The sequence below is a fragment of the Leptolyngbya sp. AN02str genome (assembly GCF_050565595.1).
Lineage (GTDB): Bacteria > Cyanobacteriota > Cyanobacteriia > Elainellales > Elainellaceae > Kaiparowitsia.
The window spans coordinates 1-15,882 of the sequence record NZ_JBNXVR010000011.1; the positions used below are offsets into that span (position 1 = coordinate 1).

The following is a 15,882-nucleotide window of genomic DNA, read 5'->3' on the forward strand; positions in this document are numbered from 1 at the left end:
GATAGTTGGTGGGTAGCTGCCTGCAAAAATAGCTCGATGCCAGGGCTCTTTTCTAAACAAACAGAGGGAGAGAGGAATGACAGTTCATTGTCACTCTTCTCTCCCTCTCCCTTTGGGACTCGTATTTCCAACGTCCCGATCGGCTCTGCTCTCACACCACATAGAATCCGATCGCCTGTCGTAAGCTGTGCTTTCGGATGAGTAAGTGTTGAGCAATGCTTCTGCTCTCCCTCCGGCATTGTTGAGGTAAATCGCCATAACCTGTCAACGCGTTCGACGAGGAATGAGTGGGGTGACACTCAGTTCTTATAACGTGGTGTCTTTGCAACACAATTGCAACAAGTCCGTATAAAAGCTGAAGCCAATTTAGGCTGAACTATTTCTTTCTCTCGTTGCAGTGAACTCCGTTTGGGAACACTATAGAAGTAAGGGCTAATATATGTAGCCTACTGGTTGAGTTCTGGCTTTGCTTATGAACGCACCGAGACTTGCTATTCAACGTGCAAATGATTGCTTTCGAAAAGCCGATTATGCCCGTTGGCACCGTCAGCAGAGCAAGATGCATATTTTGCGATCGCAGCTTGGGTTTACAGATGCCCCGAGTGGTCGTCCATCGACCTGTCAAGATTGCCGTCACTATCACGGCATTGCCTATGGTTATGGTCATCAACGAGCGGTTTTAATCTGCGGATTTCATCCCCACGGGTGGCAAGGTGAGCAATGCCCTGACTGGCAGTTTACGAGTAGCCTGGAACAATCACCTGAGAACCCTTAGCGAACAGAGCAGCCAAATGGGACAATAAATAGGAATGCTTTCGGAAACCTCACGATGTTGAAGCGAATTGCTGCGATTCTGCTTATTGTTTTCAGCCTTTCATTGCAAAGCTGTGTCTCAACAGTTGCAGGGCTCAAAAGCTTTGTTGATAGCTACGACGGTTATCAATTTCTCTATCCCAATGGCTGGGTTCCGGTTCAAGTATCCAGTGGCCCAGATGTGGTGTTGCATGATCTTATCGAGGAGACCGAAAACGTTAGCGTGGTGATTAGCCCAGTTCCCGAGGGAAAAACGCTGGCTGAAATTGGCACCCCCAGCGAAGTGGGATATAAACTCTCCAAAAATGCGATCGCCCCACCAGATTCGGGTCGTACTGCCGAGTTGGTGAATGCTGAAGCTCACGAAGCGGGTGACAAAACGTTTTACATCTTAGAATATGCCGTGAAATTGCCCAACCAAGACCGCCACAATCTTGCCAGCGTTATCGTGCGTCGCGGACAGTTGTTTACTCTTAATCTCTCTACATCCGAGGTTCGCTGGCAAAAGGCTGAGCCTCTGTTCCGCCAAGTCGTCGATTCTTTTGACGTGTACTAGATAGACGTTACTTCGGGATGGATGGGCTGAAGCACCTTTTTAAAAGCCCTGAACTAACACTGACGTTTGCTAAACGTTTGTTTGATTAAGCCGATTGATTCGATCCCATGTAAAACTTGCTGTTTGAAGCCCAAATCTTTGTGCAATTCTGCCGCGCAACGCTTTATGCGTAAAACCCATTGAATAAACTCTAAAAAGACTGTGTATTAAATTGCACAGTCTTTTTAGAGTTTATTCAGATTGCGCATAGGACACGCACCCTGTTAGCCTATCACGTTTGCCTGCTCTCCCCGACTCACAGGTGGCAAAGTCTGATTAGAACTGCGAACCGCACGGAACATCCCAAAACGGCACAACCCAGCGCCAAACGCCAGACGCATCAACAAAATTGTCGGCACTTCTCGTAGCGATTTAATAAAACCAGAGAAACCAAACTTAACCAATCCACGAGGCCGCACAATGCCCTGCCAAATGGAATCTAGCCACGATGGAAGAGTTTGCTCTGTCCAATCTGCGGTGATGACCCTGCCCTCGGCTAACCCCGTAGCTTCCAGCTGCTCTGCAAACCCTTCGATGCTAGAAAATGCAGGGTGCGACCACTGATCCAGAAGCTGCTTCATGACGGGCTTTTCCCAAAAGTTCAACGGCTTTTGGCGATCGTCGCGTTGGTTCCAATCGGCCACAACCAAAATACCGCCTGGCTTCAGTACGCGCAGTAGCTCCTGCGCAAAGGTGGCCTTGTCGGGCATGTGTGGCCCTGCCTCAACTGACCAAACCACGTCAAAACTCTCGTCGGGAAACGACAGAGCCATCGCATCATCCACCCGAAACTTTGCGTTAACGTCGGGGGGAGTGAGTTCTTGTGCTCGTTTCACCTGCTGAGGGCTAATTGTAATGCCAGTGACATCAAAGCCATAGTCGCGAGCCAAAATACGGCTACTGCCTCCAATGCCGCAGCCTACATCCAGCACGGTGGTTCCGGCAGGCAAGTGATTCAATCCGCCCCAGCGCACCATTTCATGCACAAAGTCTGCTTTGGCAGCCAAAAAGTCTTTGCGGCGCGGCGGCGATCCGTAATACCCCAAGTGAATGTGCTCTCCCCAATAAAACTCTAAGATGCCGTCTTCAGTCCATTCGTCGTAAGAATGAGCGACGGAATCGGAAGATTGGTAGCGGCGAGCGGTAAGAAGGTAGAGTGCAAGCCCTACAACAATTAGTGCTAAAGCTATTCCGAGCGCAGCAAACAACACGTTCATCCAACTAAATCCCCATTCTTTGCGATAACCATTGCTCCTAACCGGGTAATTTGGCAGGCATGGTTCTCCCTCCAGAATAAGATGAATTGCTGAATGGTGCTGAGTGTGAGCAATTGAATGCTGAGATGAGGGACTGAGGTGGGATGCGATCGCACTGATTAAATGACCGTGGCGACCGTGGCTCTGGCCTTGTGTCAGCTTTTGTAGCAAAGACATACCAAAATTGGCTGGATGCATGCATCCAGCCCGTTACCTTGAGGAATGTTTAACTGGTAAATTCGACTACACCAGGGCTGACTCACGTTTATGGTGGATAGGGTGCGTCGCATCCTATCCACCATAAAAACACACTAGGTTTAGTTGGTTCGCGTCAGCTCTATTCACATTAAGTGAGCGAATCTAGGTAATCGCGAACACGATTGCGGCGCTTGGGCTGACGTAGTTTTTGCAGAGCCTTGGCTTCAATTTGCCGAACCCGCTCGCGCGAGAGATCAAGGGCGCGACCAATTTCAGCGAGGGAATAGGGATGACCATTACCTAGCCCAAATCGCATTTGAATGACATCGCGCTCGCGGCTTGTTAGGTCGGTGAGCAACTGCTGCAAATCGCGGGCTAACGATTCACGCATCAGTAGCTCTTCAGGAGATGCGCCTTCTTCGGGCAGCAAGTCACCTAGCTCGGTATCGCGCTCTTTACCCACTTTTGTTTCTAACGAAACGGAGCGAGGAACCCGCAGCAATACTTCGCGCACCTGAGGCGGAGTCATATCTAGCTCAACTGCAATGTCCTCAATCGTGGCTGTGCGGCCTTTTTCTTGGGAAACCTTACGCTGGGCTTTTTTGATTTTGTTCAGCTTTTCGGTGATGTGGACGGGGAGGCGAATGGTGCGGCTTTGGGTGGCGATCGCCCGAGTAATGCCTTGTCGAATCCACCAGTAAGCATAGGTGCTGAATCGGTAACCCTTCGTTGGGTCAAATTTTTCGACCGCACGCTCTAAACCCAGCGTACCTTCCTGAATCAAATCCAGCAACTCTAGGCCCCGGTTTTGATACTTTTTGGCAACGGAGACGACCAGCCGCAGGTTTGCCTTGATCATGTGATCTTTCGCGGCAACCCCTTCCGACTGAATTTGGTCTAGCTCTTCAACTGTTTTTTCAGCCAGTTCTGCCCAGCAGCGCTTGCCTTCTGCTAGGGTCGGCTTCAAATCCACCACATCAATACCGGCTGCTGTTGCCCAACGCTCCAACGAGGGACGATGCCCCAGAAGCGAGGCGAGGCGATCGTGGGCATCCATTAAATTGACGTAGCGCTGCATGGTCACGTTGCCCTTTTCGGCAGCTTTGTGGCATAGCTCTAATAGAGCCATGTAGCGCTGTACTCGCTGGGCCTCGGTAACTTCTTCGTCTCGGCCCAACAGGCGAACTCGCCCAATTTCTTGAAGGTAGAGTCTTACGAGGTCCGTGGTACGGCGTGTTCCAGCCTTGGCCAATGGTTCTATCGCAGAATCATCAACGTCCAAGCTCGCTAAATCCTGCTCCATATTGTCAAATCCGGCGTTTTCCGCCTGAAGTGCAAATGCGTTTGAGGAGTCGTCGTATTCAGCTTCAGCGTAAAAAGGTCTTGCTGGCATAGTCTCGTCTCAGTTGCTCCAGATAACAGGGGGCTGGCCAAGTCCTGCATGTGATTAGTATTCCCGAATCACAGAACTAACTCATCAGACTGATGAAGAATATTCGAGTTCCTGGCAAGGGAACCTTTCTGCCTTCGGAGGTATTCTCGATTGGCATCAGGTAATTAAGTGTTCAGCATGCACCCGTAAAATTACGCAGCACTGAGCTAAAAGAAAGCTTTTGCGTGTGTAATAACCTGTTCTACATTGCCCTCGAAGCAAATTCCTGAAGAGAAGCTTGAATCTTAAAATTCTTTGCATTAAGTTCTTGTAAAGCGCAAGCGATCGCCTGTTTTAGTGATGAGAGGATCTGAAGTTAGTCGTTGCCCTGAGTGGAGGAACTGCTATACAGCGTGTGGTAGCAAGGCAATTTCGTTTTGCACAGCCTAAACGGCGTTGTATCATTTTTTATAGTTGCTTCGGCAATTTTCGATCGTGTCCTGCTGACAGTTTTTGTGACCTAGGGGTGTGATAGTAATTAGAATTCACGCATCACTTTAAACTGTTGGTTTGACCTGTTTATTGCAATTCGAAGCGTGATATTGAATTTCATCCATAGGAACGGCATGGCGAATCAACGGTTCTGGGCTTGAACAAGGGCTTCGATCGGGAGCGAATGGGACGGGATAAACGTAGGCCTGCTGTACCCCAGATAGCGCTTCTTATGGAATCTATTGATGCGTGAAATACGCTTATAAGGTTGTGCTGTTGGATGATGAGTGGAATTCAATTATGGAGTGTGAACCTGACATAGATTGCTGTTGGCAGCGAACTTCACAAATGGCTGCCGGACGCTGGTTTGGGGAGCTATGGGTTGCGATGCATAAGCGATCGCCCGTGGTACGAGTTTTGCCTGCTCTGCTTCTTGTTCAGCCAACGGGCTCTAGTTCACTGTGTTGGCCACTCAGAATGAGTTCGGTAGGCTTGTGATGAATAGTTTGCCCCTGCGGACCGACAACGGCACGATTTTGATTGTGGATGACAAGCCAGACAACCTAAGGCTGTTGTCGATTGTGTTAATGGAACATGCCTATGAGGTGAAGCAAGCCATCAATGGCTCGATTGCGCTGATGGGAGCCAAGGCAGCCCCTCCTGATTTGATTTTGCTGGATGTGAGCATGCCTGAAATGGACGGCTATGAAGTGTGCCAGCAGCTCAAACAAAGCGATCGCACGCGCGACATTCCCATCATTTTCTTAAGTGCGCTAGACGATACGCTGAATAAGGTGAAAGCCTTTGAAGTGGGAGGGGTGGATTACATCACTAAGCCGTTTCACATGCAGGAAGTGCTGGCTAGGGTTGAAAACCAGCTGACAATTCAACGCCAAAAGCAACAGCTCCATCGGCAGATGGAGCAAGAGCGAATTGTGGGGGCGATCGCCCAGCGGGTGCGCCAATCCCTGGATTTAAACGTCATTTTAGAGACTACCGTTTCAGAAATTCAGGCGTTTTTTCAGGCCGATCGCGTCATCTTATGTCGCTTTGTCGATCGCGAGCTCATTCGCTTGGTTACGGAAGCCGCCTCACCCATGGTGCCAACGTTGGGGGTGGGCAACGACTGGAGCCAGCTCTTTGAAGAAGCCGATTTAGAGCGCTTTTGCCAGGGCAGCATCGAAATTTTGGATAGCCGCAACCTAGAAAAAGTCACCCCAGCCCATGCTGCAATCATTCAGGAACTTGGCATCAAATCCAAGATGATTGCACCGATCCTCCATCAACATCAAGTGTGGGGATTCATCAGCATCCATTCCTATTTTGAGTTTCGGCAATGGTCGGAACAGGATGTGCGCGTTTTGCAACAATTGGCAACTCAGGTTGGCATTGCCATTCAACAGGCCGAGCTGTACCAACAGGTGCAGCAAAGCAATATGAACCTGGAGCAGCAAGTTGCCCAGCGTACCCAACAGTTGCAACTTGCTTATGATTTTGAATCGACCCTGAAGCGCATTATTGAGCGGGTGCGCGATAGCCTGGATGAAGCCAAAATTATGCAGGCGGCGGTCAAAGAGTTGGCGATCGCTCTGGATATGGCATCGTGTAACGCATCCATTTACAACCTGGAACGGCGCACTTCAACCATTTGTTTTGAGTACACCACCCTGGATTACTCGTTTCAAGGGCATGTGTCGCAGATGGAATCCTATCCCGAAATTTACAGCCAGTTGCTCAAGCGGCAGGTTGTGCAGCTATGTTCGCGCACACCCAACCCGCTGCAAGGCTCAATGGCCATGCTGGCACACCCCATTTTTGATGACCAGGGGGCGCTGGGAGATATTTGGCTAATTAATCACTGCAATTATGCCTTTACAGAACGCGATATTCAGCTAGTTGAGCAGGTTGCGTGTCAATGCGCGATCGCGCTGCGTCAATCACGACTGTATCGAGCAGTGCAAGCCCAAGTCAACGAATTAGAGCAGCTTAATCAACTCAAGGATGACTTTCTCAACACGGTATCCCATGAGCTGCGTACTCCCATGGCCAACATCAAAATGGCCACACAGATGCTGGAACTCCTGGTTGAGCGAGCAACCATGGTCGGAGAGGATAGCGTTGCATTTTCTCAATATTTGAAAATGCTGACCGATGCCCATCAGCAGGAAATGAAGCTGATTGATACGTTGCTGGATTTATCTCGGCTGGATGCAGAAACCGATCCGTTGGTCATTTCCACAATTGAACTGCAAATTTGGTTGCCATATTTGGCAGAGCCTTTTCTAGAACGAGCACGGTCTCAAACCCAGCAGTGGGAGATCACCGTTCAACCTGATTTACCACCGCTCACGACTGATTTGTTGTATTTAGAACGCATTCTTATGGAGTTAATGCAGAATGCTTGCAAATATACTCCGCCCAATCAAACCATTCGGTTAGAAGCACATCGCATTCGTTCGCCTTTGCCACTGCTTGATGCAATAAACCGTGAGGTGAACAATGAGCCCACTCCCTACGCTGTTGAAACTGGCGATCGCGATTGGGTGCAGATTAACGTCATCAACACAGGGGTTGAAATTCCGGAAAGTGAATGGGAACGGGTTTTTGATAAGTTTTATCGCATTCCCAACAACGATCCATGGAAGTATGGTGGAACAGGTCTGGGATTGGCTTTAGTCAAAAAACTCGCACATCGCTTAGGCGCAACAATTGCGGTCTCAAGCCTATCTCAGCAAACGATATTTACCCTTCGTTTGCCAATAACACCCACAGGCTTTATCAGTTCCCGCGCCGAATTTGGTGAGTAATGTTCTGGCTGAGTCAATTAAAGTGACAATCCGTATTGAGATGGCTCAGATGAGATAGCTCAGTAAGCGGGGTAGCGATCGCGCTTATACAACCTGGGTTTGGTAGCTCTCGTGACGAGAGTAGCACACCTGCATCCGAAGCTGCCGCTTTGCCTCTTGTTCCAGGGCTCGGCGCACCTGCAAGCAGGCAATCCCGGTAGGAGGGAGGTGATACAACTGCTGAAACCCCACAACCGCACTGCGGGTTCCCGTTCCGTAAAACTCGCTGATGGGTATCTGCGCCCGCATCACCAAGTTGAGGCTGTGTTGCAAATTGCGAACCAGCTGGCGTGCCCGCTCTTGGGTTGCTGCATCGGGCTGGCCGGTCAGGGCTAATCCGTAATCTCGCTGAAAGGCTTCGATTGCAGCTTGTAACAACGATGGTTCTATTTGGTGAATTGCATTGGCGTAGCCCAGTCCAACCAGCACTTCTACGAACTGACTCGCCGTATATGGCATGTTCATAATTCCCTCTGGCCGGATATGCAGATCTCTAAGCTGTTAGGGTGCTTCGAGGCACATACCCATAAACTTCCCGATACCTTTAGCCTAGAAAAGTTGGGTCAGTTTGGCCTCATGCCCCAGTGTCACCCAACAGTATGATTTTCAAGAGGGCTGAAGAACGGTTGCTGGTTAAGTTCGCGAGGATATTGAGAAGATATTGATCCGCATCCATGCCGTTTATTGAACGGTCGCTTGCTTCTGCGATCGCCCAATGTTCGGTATCCTCAAGTAGGTTGCTGCATTCAGTTGCCTTTATCAATTTGGTCTTGATTCATCTTGTTCACTTGGGATTGGCCCTGTAAACAAACGCTATGGCTTCACTATTGGATTTAGTGATCAAAGGCGGCCCCGTGATGGTGCCTATTTTGGGATTTTCGGTTGCGACTATTGCCTGTGCGCTAGAGCGGACATGGTTTTGGTATCAGCTGTTGAGTCAAGAAGATCGCATTGTCAATGATGTGCTAGAAGCTTCTCACGACGATCTTGACGCTGCGGCCGCCATTGCCGAACGTGCCCAAACGCTCCCCATTGGTCGGTTTTTGCATGCGCCGTTGCGGTTGCGCCAGCCCACACCCGAAACCTTTCGCTTAGCGATGGAAGCGGCAGGCGATAAGGAATTTGTACGGATGCAAAAGGGCGACAAATTGTTGGAAACCACCGTCGCGGTTTCGCCATTGTTGGGTTTGCTTGGCACGGTAACCGGGCTTATCGGCACGTTTACCAATCTCAATATTGGCGGGGGCGGCACCTCGGAGCAGGCAACTCAAGCGGCAGCAGGCATTGGGGAAGCGCTGATCACCACGGCTGGTGGCATGATTGTGGCAATTATGGCGCTGCTGATTTTTCGGGTGCTGGTGACGCTGCAAGCTCGCCAAATGAACTATTTTTCGGAAGTGGGCAATGAGCTAGAGCTGATTTATCGGCAGGTGTGGTACGAGCCTGGGACGGATGTCCCTGATGAACCGCTCGTGTCGGCTAGCAAACGGTCTGGTTTGCCATCGGGCGATCGCTACTAAATATGGCCGTGACAGGAGCAAACCATGCGGTTTAAGAGCCAGCAGCGAAGCAACCAGCTACCGGGAATTAACCTTACGCCCATGTTGAATGTGATGATGGGCATTTTGGCATTTTTTGTCATGATCACCATGATGCTGAGCGAGGAGCAAGGGCTAGAGGTGCCGCTGCCCAGCAATGAACCGAGAGCCACCCAGCAAGATGACTTGCCGCCACTGATTGTGGAGTTGGATGCGACCGGACAATTTGCGATTGAGCAAGTGCCGGTCAACTCAGCTCAAGTGCTCACTCAGGTACAAACGTATTTAGCCGAAAACCCTGGAGCGTTTGTGGTGCTACAGGCCGATCGCCAATTGCCCTATGAACGAGTGGTACAAGCCTTGGCCGAGCTAAAGCAGATTGGTGGCGATCGCGTATCACTGGCGGTTGATCCGTAGTGGCGTTGGGTAAGAGCAGGTTGGGATGATGGAGCACACCAAAAGGGCAGACCGGAGAGAAGCATGGCCTTGAAAAACCGTCGGCGATCGCCCATGCCAGAAGTCGATCTGGTGCCAATGATGGATGTGTTGATGACGGTTCTCACCTTTTTCATCATTATTTCCATGACGCTGCGAGGGCAGCAGGTTGCGGGTATTAACCTGCCATCGCCTGAAGACAGCGCTGGGGAAATGGGCTCTAGTCTGACCGCCCCAACGCTGGTTGTGGGGTTGAATGACCAACAACAAATTGTGATTGAAAATCAACCCGTTTTAGTAGCTGAATTGGCTGAAGCAATGCAGCAGCACTATAGTCAACATCCCGATGGGGTGGTGCTGCTAAAGGCAGATAAAACCTTAACCTATGACCAGGTTGCCAATCTGCTACAAACGATGCGCGACATCGGGGGCGATCGCGTTTCCCTCGCCATCACCCCCTAAGGCACGTCATTCACCAACCGCTCGGATGGCCATACCGCGAAATTGTAGTATGGCACTACAGCCTCAAGGGGTTAAGAGTCCGGTGGTTAAATGATGTTCAACGTTCGGTTAACCCCATGCCTGACCAACCAATGTTTCAGATTTGGGAATTAAGTGAAGGGCGAAAATCCTTGTTTTGTGAGGGATTTAGCTAAATTGACAAGGAGCGATCGCCCCAGACTGAGGTGTAAGGTACGGGAAACCTCACCCGGTAGGGTGAGCCCTTTGGGTGAGGCAAAAGCTAAGGCGTTTCTGTAGTATGAGCTTCATGCATTCTTTGCTCGAAAGGGAGGCAACGCACATGGTAAGAAATATACTGACTGACGCGCAGCTCGTATCGCAGGCAGTCGTTGGCGTTGCAGAAACTCCCCAAATTGGGCAGAAGTTGCCGCTCGCTCGCTTGGCCGACGTGACCAACCCCATTCACAGCGATCCGAGCCTGAAACAATGCAAACAACAATATAAACAGCCATGTGAACAGCGTGGACAAGATTTGGCTCCCTTTGAGCCATTGCTTCCTCCATTTCCCTTGCGACGAAGCGGGGTGTCTGGCAGCTCAAGCAGCACAGAAGATGGCTTAGCGTTTGGATTCCTGGAGCCAAGTTTTTGGTCTCTTCGGATAAGCAGCCTGTGGTTGGGACTTAGTCTCTAGCAGCTTTTCCAAACCTTACAGTCTGAAATTCTAGTGTTGCCTTGGGCAAAGGGCGGATGATGCCTTTTACTCAGGGTCGTTGTTGTTTTGACACCAGGCACCTTGTTTCTAAAGTTGGCGTGAGTGGCTTTGGGTCAGCGCCAGCCGATGAGATCGCTGAGCAAATTCCACGGGCGATCGCCATTCTTGATTCCCCAAGCAAGTTTTCGACCAAGGCCATCTTGGCTCAAGCCGATTGGCCCAAACATATCGAACTCAGGTTCGCAGCAAGCGGGCTTCGCGGCCTTCCGCAGGCTGAGTCTAGCCCTTTTTCAACAAGGCTGTGAATACCGCCTTGTCTTTACTCTTCACTAGGATTTCCAGCTATGAAAACTAAAACGCGCCTGTATCGGGAGTTAGAACTGATTCCCGAATCGACAGAACTTCATCCTGAGCCCAACCATAAACGGGTGGGGCGCAAACTACTGGCCATCGTGTTTGCGATTGTGGATGGACTGCAAGCGAATACCGATATTCGTATTCGGCGAGCTTATGGCTCCGATGGCACACTGATATGGTGGGTCCACGATCCCATCACCGGGCGATCGCATCGGTTCACGTGCGAAACTGAATTGCGGATTTGGCTCGACGAACGGCACCACAGCAAACCAAAGTTTGCACCCACTGTTGACCCCTACTTGGCCCACCGCAGAGGTAACACCCTCGGGTACTAGGCCAGCTGCTGGGTGCTGAGGGGTGTCGGTGCATTCAGCCCCGGTTCACTCTACAACTGGGCGTACGTTGGGGAATACTAACGCGATCGCCCAGTTGATTGAGCCCTCTCTGTGTTGAAGTCCCTGGCCCAACAAAAGTCAGCACAGAGCAGCTCCCCCGCGCGTCAAGCGCGGTAGCAGGTTGGGGAACGTAGGGGATAGCTCTACCCTTGCTCCCACCTGTACTTCATTCAACAAATCTTTCTGGTTTTCGTTGTTCAAAACGTTCACCAGTTTATTCATTTGCACTTCCTTTTCTCGGTCAATTCTATGTTTGCTTCCATGTTCAGCTTTAAGATGCGGGCTGAAATTACCGCTTGTTTATCTTTGGCGGTGCCGCTTGCCGCCGCCCAGCTTACCCAATCAGCTACGGGGTTTGTGGATACCGCCATGATGGGAATGCTTGGCAGCCAAACAATTGCTGCGGGCGGCTTAGGGGCAACTGTCTTTACCGGACTGCTGCTGGTGATGAGTGCGATCGTTTCAGCCGTGAGCCCACTCACCGCCGAGGCTTTTGGGGCTGGAGACCATACCATGGCGCGCCGGGTTGTTCGGCAGGCATTGCTGCTAGCGCTTATTTTGGGACTCCCCATTTCCCTGCTGATCTGGAATGGATCGGCGTTACTCACCGCATTGGGACAAGATCCTGCCAATGTGGACTTGGGCAAAGCCTATTTGCAAGCGGTGGCTTTTGGTTTCTTGCCGGGAATGCTGTTTGCAGCGCTGCGCAACTTTGTGGCTGCGCTATCTCAGCCTCGCCCAGTCATGATCATCATGATTGGCGGAACGCTGTTTAACATCCTGGGCAACTATGTTTTGATGTTTGGCAAGTTTGGGTTTTCGGCTTATGGCTTGATGGGCATTGGCATGGCTAGCGCGCTGTCGTTTTGGGGCATGTTGCTGGCGTTGTGCATCTACATTCTGCGGCATCCCCAACTTCGGCAATATCAAGTGTTTGGCAATATCTTTCAGCTCGATTGGCATGTTTTTAAGGAAATGCTGCGGGTCGGCTTGCCGATCGGAGTTTTGGCTGGAGTCGAGGTGGGTTTGTTTGTGGTCACCACGTTTTTGATGGGAATGTTGGGGACGATTACGCTGGCGGCTCATCAAATTGCGCTGCAAACGGCAGCGATTACCTTTACGGTGCCGTTGGGCGTTTCCTATGCCACTACGGTGCGTGTGGGCCAACTGATTGGCCAAAAGCGCTACGACACCGCTCGACTTGCTGGATATATTGGCATTAGCATGGGCTGCTTGTTTATGGGGGCGATGGCGATCGTGTTTTGGGTGATGCCTGAAACGATTGTGTCGCTGTATTTGGATGTGCAAAATCCGGAAAATCGCCCAGTGGTTGAGCTGGCCAAAAAATTGCTGGCAGTTGCCGCTATGTTTCAGGTGGTGGATGGTATTCAGGTTACGGCAACCGGAGCGCTACGCGGCCTTCGGGATACGCGCATTCCAATGCTGATTGGGCTGATGGCGTATTGGGGTATTGGGCTAACGAGCGGCTATGTGCTGGGCTTGCGCTTAGGCTTTGGCGGCGTGGGCTTGTGGTGGGGCTTGGCAATTGGCTTGGCGGTTGCGGCGGTTGTGCTGACGTGGCGCTTTGGCGTGGCCCGCATTCGCTCTGGCTTAGGGGCTGGTAGTCTCGCCTAATCTGCAGGCCTGCGGCAATCTCTATCTCATTGTGGCTGCCTGACGGTTCATATCCGAGGGTGCTCCTGGTGTGCCAGTTCACATCAGGAGCTTTTTGGTGCTTGCGGTTTTGCGATCGCCCTTGACTTTGCAACCAATTGTAACGAGATGAGTATGGCCCGTTGACAGAGCTGATGAATGAGTATAACGAAAATGCGATCGCCCCCATCGCCGCTACCGCCCAACAGTTGAGGACAGATCCATGAAAACTCAATGGCAGCCCCTCCTAAAAACCATCGTGACCTGGCTGTTTCTCGAAGTTGTGCTGAGCATTGCTGGAGTGGATGAACTAGCCGATTACAGCGAATTTATGTTTAACAAGCATTCTGTATTCAACCAATCGGCCAAAGCGGTTGAAGTGCTGCCTTACGAATGCCTTCATCGCCCTGCTGCGATTTCGCTGCACATTGCCTAGACCCAGCCACACAGAACTTGGGTTGAGGACAGTTGGATTAAAGAGAGTTGCGTTAGAGATAACCTGAGTTTTGGATAAGCTGAAGCGCCCATTTTTGCGTGCGCGTCACGCACGCAAAAATGGGCTTTTCTGAGGTTAAAGATAGTTGCGTTAAAGATAATTGCTTAAAAAATTTGCGTAAAACTGGTCGCCCCAAGCGATAAATCATTATCTCCACTCGTCGGAGTCAACCCATTCGCCCCCATGTCTGGCCCTTGTGGCACCAATTCTCACCGAATTGCCTAGCCCCCATTTCTTAGCCCTCATTTTTAATCCCCATACCCCCAAATCGAACGATGTCTTTCACCTCTGCTATTGCCCCAACGCCTGTTATCCCAGCCTTACCTGCGGCTGATTCGGTTCTATCCCTGCTGGCCCAGTACCAACTGATGCCTCAATTTTGGCGAGAGCATATTGTGGATCAGGCGATCGCACCGATTCACTGCACTGCCGAAGAAACTGCTGAAGCGCTTCACCAATTTTTTGCTCAGCGCCAGTTAACGACCGAGGAAGCGCAGCAAGCTTGGGTGGCTCAGGCCAATATTGATGAAACCCAATTGGAGGCGATCGCCACCCGCTCCCTCCGCATCACCAAGTTCAAAGAAATCGCGTTTGGCGTTAAGCTCGAATCCTATTACCTCAACCGCGCTCGCCAGCTCGATACCGTTGTCTACTCCCTCATCCGACTGAAAGATCCCGGCATTGCCCACGAGCTGTATTTCCGCATTGAGTCGGGAGAGCAATCCTTTGCAGACCTATCACGCCGCTACTCCCTAGGTTCCGAGGCCGGAAATCAGGGAATTGTGGGTCCTGTTGAGTTGGGTAATATGCACCCGGCGCTAGCCAAGCTGCTGCGCTCTAGCCATCCTGGTGAATTGCACATGCCCATGCCACTGGGTGAGTGGGTAATTATCGTTCGGCTAGAAAAGCTAACGCCCGTTCAGTTTGATGAAGCGCTGCGGCAGCGGCTGCTTAATGAACTCTTTGAACAATGGCTGCAAGAGCAAATGGGTCAGTTGCCCGAAAGCCACAGAGCCTGGCTCATGCCAACTGCCGCCTGATGAATGGCTAAATCGGGGTTTATGGCTGCAAAGAAGCGAAAAGCCCTCCCTCCCCAACAACCCTTCCCACGTTGAGAACCTAGCAAATGGCCGAAAGCATGACAGAAAAAGGTAGACTGAGACGAACAATCATTGCTGATCTCTCCTAGTTACCTTTGAGCTATGCAGTACGGCCCTGGTTTTGCCGCTACGTTTCTTTACTATTTCTCTAGCACGGCGATCGTGTTTGCATTAGTCATGGCCAAATCGCTGAATCTCAGCATTGCCAGTGGCTTACCGCAAGAAGTCGGCATTGCTGGTGGTCTTGTTGGTGGGTTGGTCGGGGCGTACTTTAACCGTTCAAGTTCCTACACTGTGCCATTTCAAAAAGAGAAAGAGTTTCTTAAAACGTTGGATGATACCTTGAGCCAAATGGGCTATGAGCAGCGAGCGCAGGAAGATAGTACACGAATGTACGTGCGCAAGGGACTGAGCAAATTGGTATCTGGCAAGCTGTACGTCACCCTGGATAAAGAATCGGCCACGATCGCAGGACGTGCCATTCAAATTAAAGCAATCAAACGATTGGTGTAGGGCGATGTCTTTATCCTTGAGGATGGGGTAGCCATGAGTAGCCATTTATTGCAGAGCTTACGCAGTTGAAGGATGGTTGGGACGCTCAGTGCCCCAACCATCCTTCAATCCCCTGGTTTTTGGGATGACGTGCGTAAGCCATTGATTGATCAAACAGACCAGATTGCAAGCGGTTTATTCAACAGCATTGCAGCGAATTTCAAGCAAAAAGCCATCTGGATCGTAGAAATAAATGCCGCGTCCCGTAGGCCGACTGACAGGGCCATGGTCGATTGCCACATGATGCTGATGCAGCACATCCACCGCAGTATCAAACTCACTGGGGGCGATATCAAATGCGAGATGGTTCGCACGGGTGAACTGTTGATGTGGATCGGTAGAGGGCGGTAACAAATCGGGTTCGTAGAACAAATCTAAAATCGTGCGATCGGGAAGAACAAAGCTGGTCACTTTGCCAGCCGCCACTAAATCTTTGAGCGTGGCAGGAATTTCTGCTCCGGCCAGTTCGTGCAATCCCAAAATGGTGCCGTAAAAATGGCGCGATATCTGGAGATTTTGAACATTCAGGGCAACATGATGCACTCCACGCAATACACCAGGGGACAATGTTGTTGAGGGGGGGTGGGTAGAAGTGTTCATAAGCAATGGA

The 15,882-nt window shown here is 50.8% G+C and carries 17 protein-coding genes; 12 read left to right on the forward strand and 5 right to left on the reverse strand.

Annotation, left to right across the window (positions count from 1 at the left end; translation table 11 throughout):
* Nucleotides 1-472: 472 nt before the first annotated feature.
* Nucleotides 473-775: a hypothetical protein gene (locus ACQ4M4_RS10410; RefSeq protein WP_430684433.1), complete on the forward strand. Its 303-nt coding sequence runs from the start codon at nt 473-475 to the stop codon at nt 773-775.
* Between the two features lie 54 nt (nt 776-829).
* Nucleotides 830-1,369 (forward strand): photosystem II reaction center PsbP, encoded by a 540-nt coding sequence (gene psbP, locus ACQ4M4_RS10415; RefSeq protein ID WP_430684434.1) that lies wholly within the window; start codon nt 830-832, stop codon nt 1,367-1,369.
* 263 nt (nt 1,370-1,632) lie between these two features.
* On the opposite strand, the gene ACQ4M4_RS10420 is transcribed toward psbP, so the two are convergent.
* From ACQ4M4_RS10420 to ACQ4M4_RS10430, 3 genes are all read right to left on the reverse strand, one after another.
* Entirely contained in the window at nt 1,633-2,841 is a 1,209-nt protein-coding gene (locus ACQ4M4_RS10420) for a methyltransferase domain-containing protein (protein ID WP_430684435.1), read from the reverse strand.
* A gap of 169 nt (nt 2,842-3,010) precedes the next feature.
* On the reverse strand, nt 3,011-4,255 hold the full coding sequence (gene sigC, locus ACQ4M4_RS10425) for an RNA polymerase sigma factor SigC (RefSeq protein ID WP_430684436.1): 1,245 nt from the start codon (nt 4,253-4,255) through the stop codon (nt 3,011-3,013).
* A 769-nt stretch (nt 4,256-5,024) separates the two neighbouring features.
* Nucleotides 5,025-5,171, reverse strand: a complete 147-nt coding sequence (locus ACQ4M4_RS10430; RefSeq protein ID WP_430684437.1) for a hypothetical protein — start codon at nt 5,169-5,171, stop codon at nt 5,025-5,027.
* 52 nt (nt 5,172-5,223) lie between these two features.
* Between ACQ4M4_RS10430 and ACQ4M4_RS10435 the strand changes: the two genes are divergently transcribed.
* Nucleotides 5,224-7,533 carry a hybrid sensor histidine kinase/response regulator gene (locus tag ACQ4M4_RS10435; protein ID WP_430684438.1) on the forward strand — a complete coding sequence of 770 codons (2,310 nt, stop codon included), beginning with the start codon at nt 5,224-5,226 and terminating at the stop codon, nt 7,531-7,533.
* An 84-nt stretch (nt 7,534-7,617) separates the two neighbouring features.
* Here ACQ4M4_RS10435 and ACQ4M4_RS10440 read toward each other — a convergent pair whose 3' ends face one another.
* The gene (locus ACQ4M4_RS10440; RefSeq protein ID WP_430684440.1) at nt 7,618-8,031 is read right to left on the reverse strand and encodes a peptidoglycan-binding domain-containing protein; all 414 of its coding nucleotides are present in this window, start codon (nt 8,029-8,031) and stop codon (nt 7,618-7,620) included.
* Nucleotides 8,032-8,387: 356 nt separating this feature from the next.
* Between ACQ4M4_RS10440 and ACQ4M4_RS10445 the strand changes: the two genes are divergently transcribed.
* From ACQ4M4_RS10445 to ACQ4M4_RS10485, 9 genes are all read left to right on the forward strand, one after another.
* Nucleotides 8,388-9,092 (forward strand): MotA/TolQ/ExbB proton channel family protein, encoded by a 705-nt coding sequence (locus tag ACQ4M4_RS10445; protein ID WP_430684441.1) that lies wholly within the window; start codon nt 8,388-8,390, stop codon nt 9,090-9,092.
* Nucleotides 9,093-9,116: 24 nt separating this feature from the next.
* Entirely contained in the window at nt 9,117-9,527 is a 411-nt protein-coding gene (locus ACQ4M4_RS10450) for an ExbD/TolR family protein (RefSeq protein WP_430684442.1), read from the forward strand.
* Nucleotides 9,528-9,590: 63 nt separating this feature from the next.
* On the forward strand, nt 9,591-10,007 hold the full coding sequence (locus ACQ4M4_RS10455) for an ExbD/TolR family protein (RefSeq protein WP_430684443.1): 417 nt from the start codon (nt 9,591-9,593) through the stop codon (nt 10,005-10,007).
* Between the two features lie 340 nt (nt 10,008-10,347).
* Nucleotides 10,348-10,698 carry a hypothetical protein gene (locus ACQ4M4_RS10460; protein WP_430684444.1) on the forward strand — a complete coding sequence of 117 codons (351 nt, stop codon included), beginning with the start codon at nt 10,348-10,350 and terminating at the stop codon, nt 10,696-10,698.
* A gap of 365 nt (nt 10,699-11,063) precedes the next feature.
* Nucleotides 11,064-11,411: a hypothetical protein gene (locus ACQ4M4_RS10465; RefSeq protein WP_430684445.1), complete on the forward strand. Its 348-nt coding sequence runs from the start codon at nt 11,064-11,066 to the stop codon at nt 11,409-11,411.
* Nucleotides 11,412-11,720: 309 nt separating this feature from the next.
* Nucleotides 11,721-13,106, forward strand: coding sequence for an MATE family efflux transporter (locus tag ACQ4M4_RS10470; RefSeq protein ID WP_430684446.1), 1,386 nt, complete (start codon nt 11,721-11,723; stop codon nt 13,104-13,106).
* 241 nt (nt 13,107-13,347) lie between these two features.
* Nucleotides 13,348-13,560, forward strand: a complete 213-nt coding sequence (locus tag ACQ4M4_RS10475; protein ID WP_430684447.1) for a hypothetical protein — start codon at nt 13,348-13,350, stop codon at nt 13,558-13,560.
* A gap of 335 nt (nt 13,561-13,895) precedes the next feature.
* Nucleotides 13,896-14,660, forward strand: a complete 765-nt coding sequence (locus ACQ4M4_RS10480) for a peptidylprolyl isomerase (RefSeq protein WP_430684448.1) — start codon at nt 13,896-13,898, stop codon at nt 14,658-14,660.
* A gap of 162 nt (nt 14,661-14,822) precedes the next feature.
* The gene (locus ACQ4M4_RS10485; protein WP_430684449.1) at nt 14,823-15,233 is read left to right on the forward strand and encodes a hypothetical protein; all 411 of its coding nucleotides are present in this window, start codon (nt 14,823-14,825) and stop codon (nt 15,231-15,233) included.
* A gap of 174 nt (nt 15,234-15,407) precedes the next feature.
* On the opposite strand, the gene ACQ4M4_RS10490 is transcribed toward ACQ4M4_RS10485, so the two are convergent.
* Complete coding sequence (locus ACQ4M4_RS10490) at nt 15,408-15,872, reverse strand: VOC family protein (protein ID WP_430684450.1); 465 nt, start codon at nt 15,870-15,872, stop codon at nt 15,408-15,410.
* Nucleotides 15,873-15,882: the final 10 nt, after the last annotated feature.